Origin of the sequence: Nocardia flavorosea (genome assembly GCF_015477805.1) — a bacterium.
Lineage (GTDB): Bacteria > Actinomycetota > Actinomycetes > Mycobacteriales > Mycobacteriaceae > Nocardia > Nocardia flavorosea_A.
In genome coordinates this window covers 493,293-514,175 of the sequence record NZ_JADLQL010000003.1, presented here as the reverse complement: position 1 = coordinate 514,175, position 20,883 = coordinate 493,293, and the positions used below count along the sequence as shown (strand labels likewise).

The following is a 20,883-nucleotide window of genomic DNA, read 5'->3' as shown; positions in this document are numbered from 1 at the left end:
AAGCTACCGCCTCCGGGCCCGGAGCCGACGGTAACCGATCACGGCGGACCGGCCTTGTATCCCACACCACGAACGGTCAGCACGATCTCCGGATTCTCCGGATCCTTCTCGACCTTGGCGCGTAGGCGCTGGACATGGACGTTCACCAGCCGGGTATCGGCGGCGTGCCGGTAGCCCCACACCTGTTCCAGCAGCACCTCGCGGGTGAAGACCTGCCGCGGTTTACGCGCGAGCGCCACCAGCAGATCGAATTCCAGCGGGGTCAGCGAGATCTGCGCGCCTTCACGGGTGACCTTGTGCGCCGGCACATCGATCACGATATCGGCGATATTCAGCAGCTCGGCCGGCTCTTCCTCGGTGCGCCGCAACCGGGCGCGCACCCGCGCCACGAGCTCCTTCGGTTTGAAGGGTTTGACGATGTAGTCATCGGCGCCGGACTCGAGGCCGAGCACCACATCGACGGTATCGGTCTTGGCGGTGAGCATCACGATCGGCACACCCGAATCGGCACGCAGCACCCGGCATACGTCGATACCGTTCATCCCCGGCAGCATCAGGTCCAGCAGGACCAGGTCGGGCCGGATCTCCCGGACCGCCGACAGTGCCTGGGTGCCGTCGCCGACCACGTGCGGGTCGAAACCCTCGCCCCGCAGGACGATGGTGAGCATCTCCGCAAGGGCCATATCGTCGTCGACGACCAGAATCTTCGGCTTCATAGTTACTATGTTGTCATCTCCCGGGCTCGTAACGGGTCGCCACGCCATACATGGCGCGTTCCCGCCGGATATCCAACACTAATTCGCTACCAATGCGGCGAGCCGCGCGGCCAATACATTCATTTCGCCGGAGCGTGGACCGGGACCTTGTTCACCGGGCCGGAAAACCCACCAGGTTCCGTACCAATCGCGCCGAGCGAGATCACGGTACACCGCGGCCGTGCGTTCCTGTAATCCACCGTCGCGTTCGTAGGCGTCCAACTCCCGCGTCGCGTCGAGTTCACCGCGCCGGCGGGCGCGTTCGGCCGCGACCTCCACCGCAACATCCAGCAGCAACTGCACCCGCGGCACCGGCAGGGCGAACCGGCCGAATTCCAATTCCCCCACCCACCGCACGATTTCTCCGTCGGCGGATTGGCCGAGCCGGGCGGCGTTGTAGGCGGCATTCGAGGCCACGTAGCGGTCCAGCACGACCAAATCGTTGTCGGCCAGCAGTTTCGCCAGATCGTCGGCGGCGCCGGCGCGGTCCAGCGCGAAGAGGGTGGCCATGGCGTTCACCGAGCCGGCCAGGTCGCCGTGCGCGCCGCGCAGTGCTTCGGCGGCCAGATCCGCGTGCACGGAGCGCCCGTAACGCGGGAAGGCCAGGGTCTGCACGCGCAGTCCGCACTGCTCGAGCGCGGCCACCAGATCGGTGATCAGCGTCCGTTTACCCGCACCGTCGAGGCCCTCCACCGAGACCAGCACACCCATGGGGAGCAGCCTACTCGGACGTCCGCGCCCCGCTGACGAGACAGCCGGGGCGCGGACGGAAACCGGGAAACGATGCCGGATCAGTAGCGGTAGTGCTCCGGTTTGTACGGGCCTTCGACATCGACGTTGATGTATTCGGCCTGGTCCTTGGTGAGCTTGGTCAGGGTGCCGCCGAGGGCTTCCACGTGGATACGGGCCACCTTCTCGTCGAGTACCTTCGGCAGGCGGTAGACCTCGTTGTCGTACTCCTCCGGTTTGGTCCACAGTTCGATCTGGGCGATCACCTGGTTGGAGAAGCTGTTGCTCATCACGAACGACGGGTGGCCGGTGGCGTTACCCAGATTGAGCAGCCGCCCTTCGGACAGCACGATGATGGACTTACCGGAATCGCCGAACGTCCACAGGTCGACCTGCGGTTTGATATTCAACTTGGTCGCGCCGGACCGTTCCAGGCCCGCCATATCGATTTCGTTGTCGAAATGACCGATATTGCCGAGAATGGCCTGGTCCTTCATCGCCCGCATATGGTCGAGGGTGATGATGTCCTTGTTACCGGTCGAGGTGATGACGATATCGGCGTCACCGATCGCCTGTTCCACGGTCACCACGTCGTAGCCGTCCATCAGGGCCTGCAGGGCGTTGATGGGGTCGATCTCGGTGACCTGTACGCGGGCGCCCTGCCCGGCCAGCGATTCCGCGCAACCCTTGCCGACATCGCCGTAGCCACAGATCAGCACCTTCTTACCGCCGATGAGCACATCGGTGCCGCGGTTGATGCCGTCGATCAGCGAATGCCGGGTGCCGTATTTGTTGTCGAACTTCGACTTGGTGACCGAGTCGTTGACGTTGATCGCCGGGAAGGACAGTTCGCCGGCAGCGGCGAACTGGTACAGGCGCAGCACACCGGTAGTGGTCTCTTCGGTGACGCCCTTGACGCTCTCGGCGATGGCGGACCATTTGCCCTTGTCGGTCTCGAACCGTTCCCGCAGCAGGTTCAGGAAGACCGTGTATTCCGCGGAGTGCTCTTCATCGGCCGGCGGCACCACCCCCGCCTTCTCGAACTGCGCCCCGCGCAGCACCAGCATGGTGGCGTCGCCACCGTCGTCGAGGATCATATTGGCCGGTTCGTCCGGCCAGGTGAGCATCTGCTCGGCCGCCCACCAGTACTCCTCCAGGGTTTCGCCCTTCCAAGCGAACACCGGGGTGCCCTGGGGCTCCTCGACGGTGCCGTGCGGGCCGACCACGATGGCCGCGGCGGCATGGTCCTGGGTGGAGAAGATATTGCAGGAGGCCCACCGCACCTGCGCGCCGAGCGCGGTGAGGGTTTCGATCAGCACGGCGGTCTGCACGGTCATATGCAGCGAGCCGGAGATCCGGGCGCCTTTCAGCGGCGCGACATCGGCGTATTCGCGGCGCAGAGCCATCAGCCCGGGCATCTCGTGTTCGGCCAGCCGGATCTCCTTGCGGCCGAAATCGGCCAGCGACAGATCCGCGACCTTGTATTCGATGCCGTTGCGGCTATCGGTGCGTGGCGATGTGCGAGGCAATTCGGAGGTCGTCATCAGCCTTCTCTCGGTAACGGCATGAACGAGGCGAGCCCGGAGGCGGTGGTGCGATACCAGTGCCTGCCCTTCGACCTCCGCGTCAACATGTTGACCATCCGTCGATCTCGCTCATGCCCGATAAACACGGTCTCGAACGCAAGGCTAGCGGGTTGCGCGCGGTCGCGGTCCGGCTGCATCGATTGGTGGCCGCTACCGGCGGCGTACCTGCGAGACCTCAGCCGGTGACCATGCCGGGGCCGGGCGAAACAGCGGTCGCGGCCTGCCGTTTACGGGGTGCGAGATTGATCCGGGTGAGGTCGCCGTCGTAGTGGGCGAGCACCCGTTTGTCCATGACCCGGCGCCACAGCGGCGGGATCATCGCGAGGACCACCATGGACGCGTACCCGGCCGGTAGCTGCGGAGCCTCATCGGAACTGCGCAGCGTCTGGTAACGCCGGCCGGGGTTGGCGTGGTGGTCGCTGTGCCGCTGGAGATGGAACAGGAAAATATTGGTGACGAGCCGATCGCTGTTCCAGCTGTCGCGCGCCGTGCAGCGCCGGTACCGCCCGTTCGGCCGGCGCTCCCGGAGCAGCCCGTAGTGCTCGATGTAGTTGACCGTTTCCAGCAGTCCGGCGCCCAGCACCGCCTGCAGCAGCAGATAGGGCAGGATCTGCCACCCGAAGACCAGCATCAGCCCACCGAAGAGCACCACCGTCATCGTCCACGCCTGCAGGATGTGGTTGTGCGGGCTCCACCAGCCGGCCTCGGTGCGGCGCAACCGGTCCCGTTCCAGCCGTAGCGCGGAGCGGAATCCCCCGGCCACACTGCGCGGCAGGAACTCCCACAGACTCTCACCGAATCGAGCGCTGGCGGGATCCTCCGGGGTCGCGACCCGGACGTGATGCCCGCGGTTGTGTTCGACGAAAAAATGGCCGTACCCGGATTGCGCCAAGGCGATCTTGGCCAGCCACCGTTCCAGGCGTTCGACCCGGTGCCCGAGTTCGTGGGCGGCATTGATGCCGATCCCGGAGACCAGTCCGAGGGTGACGGCGAGACCGATCTTGTCGACGATATCGAGTTCATCGCCCGACCACAGGTATCCGGCCAGGGCGAGCCCGAGCAGTTGGATGGGCAGGAACAGATACGTGCACCAGCGGTAGTAACGGTCGTTGGAGAGGGTTTCGTAGTCCTCGTCACGTGGGTTGGAACCATCGTCGCCGATCAGCAGGTCGAGCAGCGGGATGATCACCAGAACCAGGAGCGGCCCGGTCCACCAGAACACCTCGAGGCCGGTGTGCAGCACCAGTTGGGACGGCAGCAGCGCAGTGGCCGGAGCGATCAGTCCGAGGACCCATAGATGGCGTTTGGGATCGGCAGACCCGGCCGACTTGCCAACCAATTGCACGTTTGCCCCTGAAAACCGAACTTGCAGCGGACTACATATTCGCAGAACCGGTGTCTCCATTGCGTCGTTGTTCGACCCAAACGTGGTGACCGTTACACGCCGGAACCGTACACTGCCGTCGTTCCCTGCGCGCGAGCGGCCGCGCCCCCGCCTCGTTTCCGGCGAATGCGCAGGTGGGAGCACATCGACTTCGATACCCACACGCGGCGGCCCGCTCACCGCGCGGGACATTCCGAAACCGCCCGTCCGGAGAGCACCGCGGTCACATACGGGCCGAAGACCCGGCCGAGTTCGGCCGGTACGTCGTGCCCCGGTCCGGGTGGCGTGGGGATATAGCTGATCGCCAGCCGTACCAGGGCGTGGGCGAAAGTTTCGGCCTGGCCGCGGGTGAAGGCCACCCAGCTGCGTTGCATGACGCCGATGAGCTGTTCGGTGGCGTGCTCGATCAGCGGCCCGGCGTCGAGGGTGATGAGACGCAGCAGGTCGAGTTTGACCTCGCCGAGCACCAGTGAACGCACCAACGGATCCTGGGCGGCGTCGCGGAAATAGCCGGCGAGGCCGTCGCGGATCGAGGCGTCGGCGTCGCCGATATTGGCGGCGAGCGCCATCTCCACATGGTCGACGAGATCGTCGGCCAAGCGGATGGCGTAGGCCTCGGCCAGACCCTGGCGCGAACCGAATTCGTTGTAGAGGGTCTGCCGGCTGACCCCGGCGCCGGCCGCCACATCGGTGAGCGTGATCTTGGACCAGTCCCGTTGCCCCAAGAGCTCACGCATCGCGTCCAGGATGGCTGTGCGCAGCGACTCACGCGCAGACCCCTGGACGAAATTCCGGGATCCGGTGCTCGGCATGGCAGCGACACTGGCACGAACGACCTGCTCTAGTCAAAGTTTCAAGGTCGTTCGAACCGGCTGCCGCCATACCGGGCCGGCCGGCGTATCGCGATCACGGCAAGAGCACGACATCGGCATCCGGTGGCAGCGCATCCACCGGCCACCACCGCAGATCGGTGGACTCGGCGCTGCGTACCGGCACCGCACCGGGCGGGGCGGTGATCCGGAACAGCAGATCCAGATGCCGTGTCGGCACACCGAGCGAACAGGTGATGGGATGCGCCTGGGCCGCATAGAGTCCCGGATCGAGACGTAACCCGTCGATACCGGACTCCTCGGTTGCCTCGCGCAGCGCGGCCGCGGCCACGGTCTCGTCGCTCTCCTCGCAGTGACCGCCGAGCTGGATCCAGCGCCCGACCCGCGGGTGCAGGGTCAGCAGGACCTCCCGGCCGTCATCGGAGAAAACCACGGCCGACGCGGTGATATGACCGGGCGCGTGTTCACGCAGGCAACCGCGCGGTGCGGACCCGAGAAATGCCAGCATCGCCTCGCGAAGGGACGCGTCCGGACCGCCGCGCGGATTCCATGCGGTCAGCAGTTCGGTGGCCGAGGCGTGCAGCGATCCGGCACTCACCGTTCCACCAGCCCCGTGGCCGGATCTCGCGGGGAACGCGGCCGGAGTTCGTCCGTGGGATACCCGACAGCTATGGCGCCCAGCGGGTTCCAGTCGTCCGCCAAGTCCAGAGCCGCCCGGGTGACCTCCGGCGCGAAGATAGTCGAGCCGATCCAGCAACTGCCCAGTCCCTCGGCGGCCAGCGCGACCAGCAGACCCTGTACCGCGGCGCCGACCGCGACGGTGAACATGGTGTGCTCCGCCGCGCGCCGGCGATCGTCGGGATAGTCGTGTGCGCCGTCGGGCACACAGAACGGAATGATCACCTCGGGGGCATCGAAGAGTATGCGCCCGCGGTTCACGCGCCGTTCCACCCGTTCGGCGTCCAGTCCATCGGCCAGGAGATCGGCCCGCCACTGCTCCGCCATGGCGGTGAGCAGCCGCTCACGCCGGGCCCGGTCGCGCAACCAGACGAATCGCACCGGACGGGTGTGATGCGGCGCGGGGGCCGTCAACGCGACCGCGGTCGCCGCCCGGATCCGTTCCGGATCCACCGGCTCGGCGGTGAAACTGCGCACCGAGCGCCGCAGCAGCACCGCCTCTTCCCGCCCTCGCTGCAGGGCTTCGGCCGTACCGAGCCAGAACAGGTCGTCGGTTCCACCGCGGACGAGGTCGGTCGCGGTGGAACCGTCGTCGGTGAACGTCAGGCCGCGTACCACCGCCACCGGCACCGCGCCCAGTTTGCCTTTCACCAGATCGGCGGCCGCGGCGAGTTCATCGGCGATCGCGACCTGGGTGACCTGCAGTTCGTTGCCCTGCCCGTCCACTGCGCCCGAATAATCGTGCAGCACCCGCAATCCCGCCGATCCGATCGCGATATCGGTCTGGCCGTTGCGCCAGGCGCGACCCATCGTGTCGGTGATCACTACCGCCACGTTCACGCCGAGCCTGGTCGCCAGTGCCGACCGCAGTCCTTTCGCGCTGCCGTCGGGATCGGCGGGCAGCAGGACCAGTTCGCCGCGTTCGACATTGGACCCGTCCACGCCCGAGGCGGCCTGCACGATACCGAGCCGGTTCTCGGTGATCAGTGTGCGACCGCGGCGGGCCACGATCCGCACCGATTCCTGCTCCACCAGCCGCCGCCGCGCCGCATCGCGCTCCTCGGGATCGGTTGGTGCGGCGACGATCCGGCCCTCCGCCTTGGCAACGATCTTGCTGGTGACCACCAGGACATCGCCGTCGGCCAGCCATGGGGCGCAGGTGGCGATATGTTCGGCGAGGTCGTCACCGGGCCGGAATTCCGGTAATCCGGTGATCGGGAGAATACGTAATTCCGCGGCCGCGTGATCGGCAATTACCTCGGCGAACGACTCGGCACCGGTCACGGTTTCACTCCTGCCAGATCGAGGGCCGCGCGCACCATTTCGGCAGTGGTCGGGGGATCGGTCATCAACAGCGGCACACTGCGAACCTGCACACCGGGCACCTCGGCGGTATCGGTGCTGTGAATCAGCCAGCCGTCGAGAATACCGGTGGCCGAACGAGATCCGTAGTGCCGGCCGACCGCCTCGGCGGAGGTCTCCACACCGATCACCGACAGGCACTCGTCGGCCATGCCGCGCAGCGGCTTGCCATCGATCACCGGCGATACGCCGATCACCGGAGCCGCGGTGGTGCGCAATGCGCCCCGAATTCCGGGCACCGCGAGGATGGAGCCTACGCTCACAACGGGGTTCGAAGGGGCGAGTAATACGATATCCGCATCGGCTATGAGTTCGATCACATTCGGCGCCGGCTTGGCTTCATCGGCTCCGATTGTGGCGAATCCGTGAGTTGGAACGTCGGCCCGGTACCGAACCCACCACTCCTGGAAATGGATCGCGCGGCGTTCGCTGGGACTCTCCGGGTCGCTGATAACTACATGCGTTTCACAGCGATCGTCGGTTGCCGGGATGAGTTCGACGCCCGGTTGCCACCGATTGCACAGCGCCTCGGTAACTGCCGAGAGCGGATACCCGGCGCGCAACATTTCGGTGCGAACCAGGTGCGTGGCGATATCCCGATCCCCCAACCCGAACCAGTCCGGCTGGGCATGGTATTTCGCCAACTCTTCCTTCGCATGCCAGGTTTCCCCGGGCCGGCCCCAGCCACGCTCGGTATCTATTCCGCCGCCGAGGGTATACATGCAGGTATCGAGGTCGGGACAGATTCTCAGCCCATGCATCCATACGTCGTCGCCCACATTGACGATGGCCGAAACCTTCGCTTCGGGCAGCAGCTCCCGTACGCCCAGCAGGAACCGCGCGCCGCCGACTCCGCCGACCAGGACGACGATACGGGGACCATTGGCGGGCCCGATGTCCGCTTGTTGTGAAGTCACATCTGTACACCCTATGCGGCGCGGAAAATAGTGCGCCTGTCGCTATATTTGCCGCTCATTTGCTATTCGGGTCACAAGATCGACTCGGAATGCCGCGCGGGATAGTAACGGAATAGTGACGGTGGCTTGACCATCACACCCGGCGGCGTGTCTAATCACAGACATGTCATTCCGGACGGCGCTGGAAGTGCAAGGCGCGAACGGAAACTCGAACAGATGTTCGAAATGGAATGACGGGCTCGGGGAAGTCCGCGAGACAACGTCGCGGAGTTTGGCCGTCGATATGCGTGTGGATCGACGGAAAGAAATCATTCTGCGCTAACACACAGTGAGGAGGCGGAGCGATGGCCGAAGAACTGGCCCCGGCCGGCATTCCGGTGGGTGTATCGCGAACCGATTCCACAGCAGGCGCAGCACGAGGCGTCGCTGCTGACAACGGCTGGACCGATCGCGATCGGAATGAACGAGAATCGACGCCCCGGCTCAGCCTTATCGTGACCGGTTTCGACGAGATGTTCGACTCCATCGAAGAACAGTGGCAGGAACGCGCACTCTGCGCGGAAACCGACCCTGAAGCGTTCTTCCCGGAGAAGGGCGGATCCACCCGCGAGGCCAAACGCATCTGCATGGGATGCGAGGTTCGCGACGAATGTCTGGAATACGCGCTCGCACACGATGAACGGTTCGGAATCTGGGGCGGCCTGTCGGAGCGGGAGCGCCGGCGCCTCAAGCGCGGTATCGGCTGACGACACCGCTCGCGTCGGTGCGCCCCGGAGCAGGTAGCCGGGGCGGGCCGTCGCGGTCGGCGATCGGTGACTAACGTTCGAGTCATGGCACGATCCCGCAATCGCAGACCCCCGACCGCCCGGTCGGTCAGCCGCCGTGGGCGCGGCGTGCGCGGACCCATGCTTCCCCCCACCGTCCCCGCCTGGCGCACCCGCGGCCAAAAATTCGATCGGCTCGTGCTCGAAGCGTTCGCACCGCTGGACACCCGCTGGCACGACCGTCTCACCAAACTGGATATCGCCGTCGACGATGTTCCCAAAATCCGTCCGCTGCACCCGGATTCGGTCACCTGGCCGGACGAGGTGGTCGCCGACGGCCCGGTCCCACTGTCCCGGCTCATCCCCGCCGGCGTCGACCGGCACGGCACCCCCATCCGCGCGCGCGTCGTCCTGTTCCGCAAACCCCTCGAACTGCGCGCCGGCGACCCCGACGATCTGGTGGACCTGCTACGCGAAGTACTCGTCCAGCAGATCGCCACCTACCTGGGCGTCGACCCGGACGTAATCGACCCCGAACCCGAATAGCCGCTCCGAACCCGTCCACCCGCGAGCCACGGAACGACAGCAAGTTCACCCCGGCAGGCCGTTTCCCACATCGGTACGCCGCCTAGATCACAGCGTGTCTGCCCCACCTGCACCCGTCTCGCGGGTTACTCTCATCGACGTGATCTCCATGCGTCGTTGCTGCCGACCCGGCTGCAAGAATCCGGCCGTCGCGACGCTCACCTATGTTTACTCGGACTCCACCGCGGTGGTGGGCCCGCTGGCGACGGTGGCCGAACCGCATTCCTGGGACCTCTGCGGAACACATGCCTCCCGGATCACCGCCCCCAAGGGCTGGGATATGGTCCGGCACGAAGGCGGTTTCGCCACCAGTCCCGATGATGACGACCTCACCGCGCTGGCCGAGGCCGTCCGTGAAGCCGGTCTACGCCGCCGCCCGCCGGAACCGGAGCAGCGCGGCTACCGCGAGCACACTCCGCCCCCTCGGCCCACCCGTACCGGACGCCGCGGACATCTGCGGGTTCTTCCCGATCCGCCGAGCTGATATCCCGCGCCCCGGACCCCTGGCCCACCGCGATCACCGGCCCGGCCGCGCACCCGATCACCCGCGGGTCCCCCCTTCGACGCCCCCGCGACCGCGCCGATTTTCCGGCGATCCATTCGACGGACCGATGAATCCCGACGGTACGGGCAGACCGGTGCCGTGGCCGGCAGGACTGCCGAATTCGCCCGTCACCCGGACTCGACGCAACCGGAACGGCGCTGATCGACAGCCGCTCCCGGCAGACGGTTCGATGCGACCGGCAGTGTCGCCGAGTCCGGCGAAGTTCGAACACACGGCGCTCCGGAGAGCGGACCCGCCTTTCCCTCTGTGGGAGTGCTCAGCTCGGGCCGGCTCGATGACCGGCGTCGCCGGAACCAGAGCCGGGGCCGGAGGCACTGCCATGAATACGGCGCTGAAGAGGCACCTACTAGGGTGGTCCCCATGACAGTCGCCCGCCCTGCCGAGTCCGTGAACGCGGTGATCAAGGCCTACGACATCCGCGGCGTCGTCGGGGAACAACTCGATGCCGATTTCGTCCGGGAAACCGGCTCCGCGTTCGCCCGGCTCATGCGGGCCGAAAACGCCCGGCGCATCGTGATCGGTCACGATATGCGCGCCTCGTCGCCGGAGCTGGTGGATGCGTTCGCCGCGGGCGTTCTGGCCCAGGGTCTGGACGTGGTGCGGATCGGCCTGGCGTCCACCGATCAGCTGTATTTCGCCTCGGGCAAACTCGACTGCCCGGGCGCCATGTTCACCGCCAGTCACAACCCGGCCCGCTACAACGGCATCAAACTGTGCCGGGCGCGGGCGCTGCCGGTCGGTCAGGACACCGGCCTGGCGACCATCGCCGAGGAATTGGTGACCGGCGTACCGGGCTACGACGGCGCATCGGGCACCACCACCGAAACCGACCTGCTCGGCGATTACGCGGTGTTCCTGCGCGACCTGGTGGACCTGGACGGTATCCGGCCGTTGACCGTCGCGGTGGACGCCGGTAACGGAATGGGCGGGCATACCGTTCCCGCCGTGCTCGGCGCCCTCCCGCAGATCACGATCGTGCCGCTGTATTTCGAGCTGGACGGATCGTTCCCCAACCACGAGGCCAATCCGCTGGATCCGGCGAACCTGGTGGACCTGCAAAAACTGGTCCGGGAGTCCGGGGCCGATATCGGGCTGGCATTCGACGGTGACGCCGACCGTTGTTTCGTCGTCGACGAACAGGGCGATCCGGTATCGCCGTCGGCGATCACCGCGCTGGTGGCCGAACGGGAACTCGCCGAGGAACCCGGCGCCACGATCATCCACAACCTGATCACATCACGGTCGGTACCCGATGTGGTGACCGAACTGGGCGGCACCCCGGTGCGGTCGCGGGTCGGGCATTCGTTCATCAAACAGCTCATGGCGAGTACGGGCGCGGTTTTCGGCGGGGAACATTCCGCGCACTACTACTTCCGCGATTTCTGGGGCGCGGATTCGGGCATGCTGGCCGCATTGCACGTGCTGGCCGCGCTCGGTGAGGACAAACGGCCGGTTTCGGAGCTGATGGCCTCCTACACGGGGTACGCCGCCTCGGGTGAGATCAACTCGACTGTTTCCGACGCTGCCGAACGCACCGGCGCGGTACTCGATGCTTTCGCCGGGCGAGCGGTGGCCGTCGACCGCCTCGATGGAGTGACGGTGCAGCTTCCCGACGATGCGTGGTTCAACCTGCGCGCCTCCAATACCGAACCGCTACTGCGACTCAACGTCGAAGCGCGCTCGCCGGAGGAAGTAGACGCACTCGTGACCGAGATTCTGCGCATCGTCCGCGCCTGACTGGAATAGTGGAAATACACACCGTGGATTCGCCCGTTCCAGGCCCGGTGTCCACGACCCGGGCGGTGGCGGCGGCCGAGACCGAAAACAGCGCGATGAGGGGAGGTGCCACGCCCGATGATCGCTGATACCCCGGTACTCGATCTGGACGATGCCGCAATGCTCGAGGCCGCCGATACCGGTGGCGCCCTCCGTTCGGCCGCATCCGGTGGCGCCCAGGTACGGGCCACGGCCGCGGCCGTGGCCGAGAACGCGCTCGCGGGGCTGGCCGGCCTGCAGCCACGCAGTCTGCTGCTGGTTTCCGGCGCCGGCCGGGCCGGCCGTGCGGCCGCGTTGCTGGTAGCGGCGCTGGGTGACCGCGCCGGACTGCCGCTGGTTCCGGTCAGCACGGTGCCGGCCTGGGCCGGCCCCCTGGATGTAGTGCTCGTCAGCGGTGACGATGCCGGGGATCCCCGGCTGGTCGATGCGGTGGACCGGGCGGTGCGCCGCGGCGCCGAGGTGGTCGTGGCAGCACCGAACGAAGGCCCACTGCGGGCCGCGGCGGCCGGACGTGCCGCTGTGCTGGCACCACGGGTTCCGGTGCTCGACGCCAACCGGCTGCTGCGCTACCTCGCCACCGGTATCGCGGTGCTGCGGACGATCACGCCTGCCCGATCTGCCACCGAACTGCCCGATCTCGCCGATCTCGCCGATGTACTCGATACCGAAGCGCTGCGCGACGGCCCCCAGCACGAGGTGTTCCACAATCCCGCCAAGAACCTGGCCGCCCGCACTCAGCAGCGGGGGCTGATTCTGGCCGGCGACAACCCGGCGACAACCGAACTCGCGGTCCATGCCGCGGAGGTCCTGCTGCAATCCGCGGGCCGGACCGCGACCGCCGTCGACCTGTCCGTTGCCGTGGCCGCGCTCCCCCAGCTGGTGGATGCGGCCACCGCCGCCGCACCGGATTACGATCCGCTGTTCCACGACGAGCAGCTCGACGGCCCGCCGCCGGTGGAGAAGAAGCGGATCTTCCTGTGCAGCACCGATACCGATACTCCGGCCGCGCGACGCAAACTTGCGCTGTTCGGGGGCGCCGGCGGCGGAACGGTCGACGCCGATCTGGTCACGGCCGATATCGAAACGGTCCCGGCGGACCCGTCCCGCGCCGAATCGGGCGAACCGGCCCCGGAACCGCCCACCCATACCGGTACGGAACTGGAGCGCCTCGCGGTACTGGCCCTGCGCTGGGAGATGACGGCTGCCTACCTGCGGCTCATCGGCGGCCGGACGGTGGGGGCCGGCGATTCGGACGGGTACGACGGGGGACGTTACTAGTGCACGAACTCGTAGGTGCGTTGCGCTCGTATGCCTGGGGTTCACGCACCGCGCTCGCCGAACTCTGTGGCCGCCCCGTCCCTTCCGCGCACCCGGAAGCCGAACTGTGGTTCGGTGCCCATCCCGCCGACCCGGCCTATATCCGAACCGAACGGGGTAAACGTTCGCTGCTCGAGGTGGTCTCGGCCGAACCCGGCCGCGAACTCGGCGCCGCCGCGACCCGTTTCGACGGCCGGTTGCCGTTCCTGCTGAAGATCCTGGCCGCGGAGGAACCGCTGTCGCTGCAGGCGCATCCGAGCGCGCAGCAGGCCGCGGCCGGTTTCGCCCGGGAGAATCGCACCGGGGTGCCGCTGGATTCACCCATGCGCAACTACCGCGACGACAGCCACAAACCCGAACTCGTCGTCGCCTTGGAACGTTTCGAGGCGCTGGCCGGTTTCCGGGACCCACAACGAACGGTGGAACTGTTCCGCGCCCTCGACGTGCCCGAGCTGGGGCAGTACGCCGATCTGCTGGCCGCACAACCCGATTCCGACGGTCTGCGCACGCTGTTCACCAGCTGGATCACCCTGCCGCCCACGGTGCTGGACACACTGCTGCCGGCCGTCCTGGACGGCTGTGTGCGCTATCTGTCCGGTGCCGAGCGAGAATTCGCGCCGGTTGCCCAGACCACCCTCGAACTCGCCGAAAGCTATCCGGGCGATGCCGGTGTCCTGGCCTCGCTGCTGTTGAACCGGATCACGCTGCAACCCGGGCAGGCTTTGTTCCTCGCCGCCGGTAACCTGCACGCCTACCTGCGCGGGGTCGCGGTAGAGATCATGGCGAACTCGGACAATGTGCTGCGCGGTGGACTCACCCCGAAACACGTCGATGTGCCGGAGTTGCTGAAGGTCCTCGACTTCGAACCCATCGATCTTCCCCTGGTGCTACCGGAACCGGCCGGCGACGGGTCGGTGCGCTACCGCACCCCCGCCCCGGAATTCGCCATGCGCCGCTTCGATATCACCGAGGGTTCGGCGCTGGTGCCGCTCACCGACGCCGGTCCGGGCATCGTTCTGTGTACCGCCGGTTCGGCGCACCTGCTCGACGGTGTGTCCGAGGTCCGGCTCGATCGCGGCACCGCGGCGTGGATATCGGCCGCCGACACCGATATCCGCGCCCGCGCGGTGGACGGCCCGGCCACCCTTTTCTGCGCCTGCGTGGGATGAGGCGGGAAGCTCCCTCCCCCGTGCCGCTGTGGGAAATCCAGGCGTCCCGGTGCCGAGTTCAGCGGGGCCCTTATAGGGTTGAGGCCGCAGGCGCCGCAAATAAACGCAGAGGGTGGGCAGATGTCGGCTGGTGGAAGTAAGAAGGCAATCCTTGCCGCGTTGACGGCGAATGCCGGGATCGCGGCGGCGAAGTTCGTGGGCGCCGCGATCACCGGGTCCGCTTCGATGCTGGCCGAGGGGGTGCACTCCGTCGCCGACACCGCCAATCAAGGGCTGCTGCTGTTCGGACAGAACCGGGCACGGCAGGAGGCCGACGAACTGCACCCGTTCGGATACGGGCGCAGCCGGTACTTCTATTCGTTCGTGGTGGCCCTGGTGCTGTTCACCCTGGGTTCGGTGTACGCACTGTACGAGGGCATTCACAAGATCCAGCATCCCGAGGAACTCAGCTCGCCCCTCGTGGCCGTCGTCATCCTGGTGCTCGCGATCGCGCTCGAAACCTACAGTTTCGCGACCGCGTTCCGGGAATCCAAACCACTCAAGGGCCGGGCGAGCTGGTGGCAGTTCATCCGTAACTCGCGCAGCCCCGAACTGCCGGTGGTGCTGCTGGAGGACACCGGCGCCCTGATCGGCCTGGTCCTGGCATTGGGCGGCGTCGGGCTCACCATGGTGACCGGCAATCCGGTCTGGGACGGTATCGGCACCCTGGCGATCGGCGCATTGCTCGGGATCATCGCGATCATCCTGATCGTCGAAATGCACAGCCTGCTGATCGGTGAGGGCGCGACGGCGGCCGAGGACCGCGCGATCCGCGACTGTATCGCCGACGGAACGACGATCGATCGGCTCATTCATATGAAGACCCAGTACATCGGCCCGGACGAGCTGCTGGTGGCGGCCAAGGTGGCGGTGACGCCCGGTCTGGATATCGCGCAGATCGCGGCGGGCATCGACGAAGCCGAGAGCCGGATCCGGGCGGCGGTACCGGCCGCGCGGATCATCTACCTGGAGCCCGATCTGTACCGGGAGCCCGCGGCCGGGGCTTAACCGTCCGGTGCGGTCGCCGCGTTCGCGGCGGCCAGTTCGAGCGGATCGGTGCGGATACCGAATACGGTGCGCAGGGCATGCGCGGCGGCATGCGTACCGGCCATACCGTGCACCCCGCCGCCGGGCGGGGTCGCCGACGAGCACAGGTAGACGCCGGGCAGCCCGGTGGTGTGCGGGTTCCAGCGAGGTACCGGACGGAACACGGTCTGCATGAGGGTCATCGCCCCGGCGCCGATATCACCGCCCACATAGTTGGCGTTGTATACAGGCAGATCGGCGGCCGTATACACATGTTGCGCCGAGATCAGATCCCGGAAACCGGGAGCGAATCGCTCGATCTGGCCGATGATCTGCTCACTGATATCGCGATCGGATCCGTTCGGGACGTGGGCGTAGGCATACAGCGTGTGCTGACCCGCCGGGGCCCGGCCGGGGTCCACGACACCGGGCTGGATGACCAGCGTGTACGGACGGTCGGTGTGGATGCCCACGGCAACCGCATGCTCGGCGGCCATGGCCTCGGCCCGGCTGCCCACCAGATGCAGGGTGCCCGCTTCGGCGCAGCCCGGTGCCAGCCACGGCACCGGACCGGAGAGGGCGAAATCGACTTTGCAGGAGCCGGGACCGTAACGCACCTTGCCGAGCAGGCGGCGGTACCCGGCGGGCAACCGGTCACCACCGATACGCACGAGTTCGGCCGGCGAGATATCGCACAGGATTGCCCGGGCGGAACCGAATGCGGCCAGCGAATCCACCCGGTGCCCGGTGATCACCCGGCCACCGCGGCGGCGCAGTTCCGCGGCGAGCGCATCCACGATCGTCTGGCTTCCGCCGCGCGGTACAGGCCAGCCGCCGACATGCGCCAGGGTCGCCAGCAGCAATCCGGCACCGACGGCCGGCAGTGCTCGCGGCGGCCGGACCGCATGTGTGGCGACCCCGCTCAACAGCGCCGGGGCGACCACGCCGGTGAACCGGGCGTTCCACAACGGCGACCCCTGCTCGAACATCCGCAGCCCGAATCGGACCGCCGCCGGGGACAGCGGCACCCGGCGCATATTCGACATCGCGGTATCCACCACGGCGGGCCAGTCGCGGACCAGCGGCCCGAACAGGCCCCGCCACGCTTTCCCGTCGCGCCCGAGCTCGTCCACGGTGCGGTCCAGATCCCGCCAGGCCACGCCCGCGACGCCGGAATCCAGTGGATGGGCATACGAGGCGGCCGGGGTGAGCAGTTCCACCCCGTGCGCGGGCAGGTCGAAGGCACGGAAGAACGGCGACGCATAAGCCATGGGGTGCGCGCCGGCGCAGATATCGTGCCGGAAACCGGGCAGGGTGACCTCGGCGGTCCGGCATCCGCCGCCGAGCGTCTCCCCTGCCTCGTACACCTCGACCTCGAGCCCGGCACCTGCCAGGATCACCGCCGCCGCAAGCCCATTGGGTCCGGACCCCACCACGACGACATCAGCCATACCCCGAGTCTAGGCGCTGTGCCGGTTCGCGCCGCCGATCCGGCGGGGCGCAGCCTGCCACGCCGGCACTGTTTCGTCGCCGCGACGCGCGTCGTAGCCGGCTGCCGGGCCGACGGCTGCGAATAGCCGGTTGCGCCTCGACAGGTGAGATATCCGGCCGCGCGCTGCCCGGACGGTGCCACTGCCCCGGCCCGGCGAACGGGATCAGACCCGGGTGCGGGCCCGCGCGCCGGTGTGGGCGGGCAGGTGGGAGTAGCCGTGCAGCGTGTACAGGGGGCGGCGGGTGGGCGGGGCGGTGAGTCGCAGCCCGGGGAAGGTTTCGGTGAGGGCACGCAAGGCGTGGGTGGCTTCCATCCGGGCCAGGCCCGCACCGAGGCAGACGTGGATCCCGCTGCTGAAGCCGAGGTGGTTCTTGGCGTTTTCCCGGGTGATATCGAAACGGGCCGGCTCGGGGAAAACAGCGGGGTCGCGGTTGGCGCCCGCCAGGGAGAGCACCACCGTCGCCCCCGGTCGCAGCCGGTGGCCGGCGATTTCGAGGTCGGTACGGGCGACCCGGGCGGTGGTCTGCACGGGTGCGTCGATACGCAGCACCTCTTCGACCGCGTTGGGCCAGAGTTCCGGTTCGGCGCGAAGCCGGTCCAGCTGGTCCGGATGCTCGAGCAGCCAGACGATACCTTTGCCGATGAGGTTGACCGTGGTTTCGAAACCCGCGCCCATGAGCAGGGTGGCCGAGGTGCACAGTTCGTGGTCGGACAGGTCTGCGGCGGTGACCAGGCTGCTGAGGATATCGTCGCCCGGTTCGGCGCGGAGCCGCTCGATATGGTCGAGCAGATAGGCGTGCACCCGTTCGGAGGCCTTCATGGCCGAGCTGTGCGCCCGCCAGGAGATGCCCAGGTCGAGCAGCGGGCTTATATCGTCACCCCATTGCAGGAACATTTCGCGATCCGAGTCGGGGAAACCGAGCATTTCGGAGATGATGGCGATCGGCACCTGGGAGGCGAACCCGGTCACCAGGTCGGCAGGGCCGTCGTCGGGCAGGGCGGTGAGCAGTTCTTCGGTCACGGTGGCGACCCGGTCGCGCAGCCGGGCGACCGCGCGCGGGGTGAAGGCGGCGGCGACGGGTTTGCGCATCCGGGTGTGCTCGGGCTGATCGATCATCAGCATGGACGGCGGGTCCACCGGGTTGGGCGGAATCGGCCGACGCCGCAACAGCGCCGACACCCGGTCCGGCAGGGGCGACAGCTCGGGCATACCGGTGCCGAAACGATTGTCGCGCAGGATTTCCCGGCACAGGTCGTAGTCGAAGGTGATCCACGCCGAGGTGACCCGATGCAATCCGCCCGCGCCGCGCATCTCCTCGATCAACGCGTACGGGTTCTCGATACCTTCCGGGCCGCCGTTGAGCCGGGCGAACCGATCACCCTGACGGAGTTTGACCGTCTTGGCCGCCCGAATCAGTCCGTGCTGGTTGACCCACCGGTACAGGTACTGCGGTTTCATCCGACCCTCCGTCGCCGCTCCGTCGCGTCTGCTTCCGACGGTACGCAGAACACGGGCCCGGCGGTACCTGCCGGAGTCGGACTCCGGCACCTACCGTGGTAGGACTCCGGACGTTCAGAGAACCCGGGTGACCCGTTCGGTCTCGATACGCCGATCCCGTTGCGCCGGATCGGGTTCGGCCACCTGCACCAGCGACGCGCCCGCGACGAGCACCGCGAGGTACCGGTCGATCAGCTCCTCGGCGGTATCCCAGCTGCCGGTCGACAGCACCCGGTCGGTTTCCGAGAGCCCCTGCCGGGCCGCGGACTTCCGCGCCAGGGCGAGCACCTCCGGTACCGGCATACCGTCCAGCGCGACGCCTGTCCCGCCGGGGCGGAACTGGTCGCCGTGGACGCGGACCGCGGTCGCATAGTCGGTGACGCCGAGCGGCAGATCCCGCACCGGCGCGCCCATCGGATCCAGGGACAGCGCCGCGACCTCGGGGGCGTCCTCGGTTTCGCCGAGCCGGCCGGCGGCGGCGAAAACCAGTTCCGCGTCCGGGTCCGCATGCAGCACCACCTCGGTTCCGGCCCACCAGCAGCCGAGCAGGACGGCCGCGGTCTGCCAGTGCGCGGGTAGCAGAACCGCCACCCGCGCGCCGGGTGTGAGACCGAATTCGTCACGGATCAGGTTGGCGGTTTTGGCCGCCCAGTTGGCCAGGGTGAGGGCGGACAGTTCGATACGGGCGCCGGTCGCGTCGTCGTACCAGGTGATCCGGGGCGCGGCGGGTTCGCGTTCCAGAATCGGCTCGAGTACCACTTCGGGGAGGGTCGTGGCCTGCTCTACGTCACGCATCGTCTGCTTTCTGCGTTCAATTCTTCGGCGTCCGATTCACACCGGCGTTCAATTCACACAGGTGGGTCCGTCCTCGGCCGCCGCGATGGGCGGTGCGGGGGGCACCGGCGTCGCCGATGTCGACGTATCGCCGAAATCGATCACGCCCGCGCTGCCGGATCCTGGACCAGCGTAGTCGCTTGCCAGCACCACGCTCACCGTCCCCGGCGCCAGCGCGGCGTCCGCGACGACCGGGATACCGCCGAGCGCCGCGGCCACCGTCCGCGCCCCTCGATCGGATTCGGAGGCGGCGAGCACCTGGCTCTGCGACACCGGCCCGTCCGCATAGTTACCCACCTCGCCGGTGAGATAACCGAGTGCCGCGAGTTCCTGCGACACCGAACCGGCCAGGCCGGAGATCGACGTGGAGTTGTAGACGTCCACCTGCACTGTTCCCGGATCGGCTGGCGGGGCCGCGGATGTGGTACCCGTGTCGGCACTGTCGGATTCCGCGCCGACCAGGCCGGCGACATAGTCCTGCACCTCATCGGGTTCGACCCGCACCACCGATTCGCCGTCCGAGGTGGTGCCGTTGAGATCGGCGACGGGAATGGTCTCGAATGTCACCTTGCCGGCGGACAGATCCTGGAGCTGGTTCAGGAAGGCCGGCAGATCCCAGCCTTCGTCGAGCACGATGGTGCGGCCCACAGCGTCGCTGAGTTCACGTAACCGGGTGGGATTGCTCAGGGTGTCGGCACTGATCACCTGGTGGACGAGCTGCGCCATGAACACCTGCTGGCGGACGATCCGGTCCAGATCGCCGCGTTCGAGGTTGTGCCGCTGCCGGACGAAACTCAATGCCTGCGGGCCGTCCAGCTTCTGGCGGCCGGCCGGGAAATATGCGCCGGACAGCGGTTCGTCCACCGGATTGCGCAGGCAGACGTCCACACCGCCGACCGCATCGGTGAGCAGCACGAACCCGAGCAGGCTGACTTCGGCGTAGTGGTCGACGGTGATACCGGTGAGCCCGGCCACCGAGCCGATCAGCGCCTGCCGGCCGCGTTGCGTGGATTTGTCCTCGGCGGCTTCCGGCGAGACGCCCTCGGCGAGCAGATCGCCCTGCACGGACTGTTTGGTGACCCCGTACGCGGAGTTGATCTTGCCCTTGCCCAGCCCCGGGATATCGACGTAGGCATCGCGGGGAATGGAGATCGCGGTGGCCGAACTGCCGTCGTTGGGTACCCGCACCAGCACGATGGTGTCGGTATTCGTGCCGATCTCGTCGCCCGCATGCAGCATCGCGCGCTCGGCGTCGGTGAGCGGATTACCTTTGGCGTCGGTACGCGAATCCACACCCACCAGCAAGATGTCCACCGCGCCGTCGCGCTGCCCGCCGAGCCCGAGATCACTGATGCGTTCGATATTCGACACCAGCGAATCCACGCCCCGCCAAGCGAACCCGGTACTCACCAGCACAATCAGAGCAACCGACGCGACGAACACCCGCGCCGGACTCCACAACGTCGGCTCCCCACGCTGCGCCACCTTGAACTTCCTCTCCCCAAATCGGACCGGTCGAGGACCCCGATCCACTTCGCGTACGCCGTCGAAACACCTTCCGCTCCACGCAGGCTAAC

19 protein-coding genes are annotated in these 20,883 nt (G+C 67.5%); 7 read left to right on the top strand and 12 right to left on the bottom strand.

The genetic code is table 11. The annotated features are described in order from the left end of the window. Positions 1-38 precede the first annotated feature (38 nt). The 8 genes from mtrA to cofD all read right to left on the bottom strand — a co-directional run bounded on the left by mtrA (position 39) and on the right by cofD (position 8,241). Positions 39-716, bottom strand: a complete 678-nt coding sequence (mtrA, locus tag IU448_RS17665) for an MtrAB system response regulator MtrA (RefSeq protein WP_033243239.1) — start codon at positions 714-716, stop codon at positions 39-41. 78 nt (positions 717-794) lie between these two features. Continuing rightward, entirely contained in the window at positions 795-1,466 is a 672-nt protein-coding gene (locus tag IU448_RS17660) for a dTMP kinase (RefSeq protein WP_195056714.1), read from the bottom strand. Positions 1,467-1,546: 80 nt separating this feature from the next. Then, positions 1,547-3,028: an adenosylhomocysteinase gene (gene ahcY, locus IU448_RS17655; protein ID WP_195056713.1), complete on the bottom strand. Its 1,482-nt coding sequence runs from the start codon at positions 3,026-3,028 to the stop codon at positions 1,547-1,549. A gap of 217 nt (positions 3,029-3,245) precedes the next feature. Next, positions 3,246-4,415, bottom strand: a complete 1,170-nt coding sequence (locus IU448_RS17650; RefSeq protein ID WP_416383014.1) for an alkane 1-monooxygenase — start codon at positions 4,413-4,415, stop codon at positions 3,246-3,248. Between the two features lie 215 nt (positions 4,416-4,630). Then, entirely contained in the window at positions 4,631-5,266 is a 636-nt protein-coding gene (locus IU448_RS17645) for a TetR/AcrR family transcriptional regulator (RefSeq protein WP_195056711.1), read from the bottom strand. 94 nt (positions 5,267-5,360) lie between these two features. After that, positions 5,361-5,882: an NUDIX hydrolase gene (locus tag IU448_RS17640; protein ID WP_195056710.1), complete on the bottom strand. Its 522-nt coding sequence runs from the start codon at positions 5,880-5,882 to the stop codon at positions 5,361-5,363. After that, positions 5,879-7,246 carry a coenzyme F420-0:L-glutamate ligase gene (locus tag IU448_RS17635; RefSeq protein WP_324188628.1) on the bottom strand — a complete coding sequence of 456 codons (1,368 nt, stop codon included), beginning with the start codon at positions 7,244-7,246 and terminating at the stop codon, positions 5,879-5,881. The genes IU448_RS17640 and IU448_RS17635 overlap by 4 nt, the downstream gene beginning before the upstream one ends. After that, on the bottom strand, positions 7,243-8,241 hold the full coding sequence (cofD, locus tag IU448_RS17630) for a 2-phospho-L-lactate transferase (protein ID WP_280456541.1): 999 nt from the start codon (positions 8,239-8,241) through the stop codon (positions 7,243-7,245). The genes IU448_RS17635 and cofD overlap by 4 nt, the downstream gene beginning before the upstream one ends. Before the next feature lie 512 nt (positions 8,242-8,753). On the opposite strand from cofD, the gene IU448_RS17625 reads away from it, so the two are divergent. The 7 genes from IU448_RS17625 (at position 8,754) to IU448_RS17595 (ending at position 15,464) form a co-directional block, all read left to right on the top strand. Next, positions 8,754-8,987 carry a WhiB family transcriptional regulator gene (locus IU448_RS17625; protein ID WP_033243613.1) on the top strand — a complete coding sequence of 78 codons (234 nt, stop codon included), beginning with the start codon at positions 8,754-8,756 and terminating at the stop codon, positions 8,985-8,987. An 84-nt stretch (positions 8,988-9,071) separates the two neighbouring features. After that, a complete protein-coding gene (locus IU448_RS17620; protein WP_195056709.1) occupies positions 9,072-9,551 on the top strand; it encodes a metallopeptidase family protein in 480 nt (159 codons plus the stop codon). A 148-nt stretch (positions 9,552-9,699) separates the two neighbouring features. Beyond that, a complete protein-coding gene (locus tag IU448_RS17615) occupies positions 9,700-10,074 on the top strand; it encodes a DUF3499 domain-containing protein (RefSeq protein WP_081595732.1) in 375 nt (124 codons plus the stop codon). Between the two features lie 441 nt (positions 10,075-10,515). Beyond that, complete coding sequence (locus IU448_RS17610; RefSeq protein WP_195056708.1) at positions 10,516-11,892, top strand: phosphomannomutase/phosphoglucomutase; 1,377 nt, start codon at positions 10,516-10,518, stop codon at positions 11,890-11,892. 117 nt (positions 11,893-12,009) lie between these two features. Further along, positions 12,010-13,209: a tobH protein gene (locus tag IU448_RS17605; RefSeq protein WP_195056707.1), complete on the top strand. Its 1,200-nt coding sequence runs from the start codon at positions 12,010-12,012 to the stop codon at positions 13,207-13,209. Then, positions 13,209-14,417, top strand: coding sequence for a mannose-6-phosphate isomerase, class I (gene manA / locus IU448_RS17600; protein WP_195056706.1), 1,209 nt, complete (start codon positions 13,209-13,211; stop codon positions 14,415-14,417). Before IU448_RS17605 ends, manA begins: the two co-directional genes overlap by 1 nt. Before the next feature lie 120 nt (positions 14,418-14,537). Next, on the top strand, positions 14,538-15,464 hold the full coding sequence (locus IU448_RS17595; RefSeq protein ID WP_195056705.1) for a cation diffusion facilitator family transporter: 927 nt from the start codon (positions 14,538-14,540) through the stop codon (positions 15,462-15,464). Here the strand turns inward: IU448_RS17595 and IU448_RS17590 are convergent. The 4 genes from IU448_RS17590 to IU448_RS17575 all read right to left on the bottom strand — a co-directional run bounded on the left by IU448_RS17590 (position 15,461) and on the right by IU448_RS17575 (position 20,791). Beyond that, positions 15,461-16,933 (bottom strand): phytoene desaturase family protein, encoded by a 1,473-nt coding sequence (locus IU448_RS17590; protein WP_195056704.1) that lies wholly within the window; start codon positions 16,931-16,933, stop codon positions 15,461-15,463. The two genes, IU448_RS17595 and IU448_RS17590, sit on opposite strands and share 4 nt — an antisense overlap. 204 nt (positions 16,934-17,137) lie before the next feature. Next, positions 17,138-18,433, bottom strand: coding sequence for a cytochrome P450 (locus tag IU448_RS17585; protein ID WP_195056703.1), 1,296 nt, complete (start codon positions 18,431-18,433; stop codon positions 17,138-17,140). 114 nt (positions 18,434-18,547) lie between these two features. Further along, a complete protein-coding gene (locus IU448_RS17580) occupies positions 18,548-19,267 on the bottom strand; it encodes a TIGR03089 family protein (protein ID WP_195056702.1) in 720 nt (239 codons plus the stop codon). A 48-nt stretch (positions 19,268-19,315) separates the two neighbouring features. Then, positions 19,316-20,791 (bottom strand): LCP family protein, encoded by a 1,476-nt coding sequence (locus tag IU448_RS17575; protein WP_195056701.1) that lies wholly within the window; start codon positions 20,789-20,791, stop codon positions 19,316-19,318. Positions 20,792-20,883: the final 92 nt, after the last annotated feature.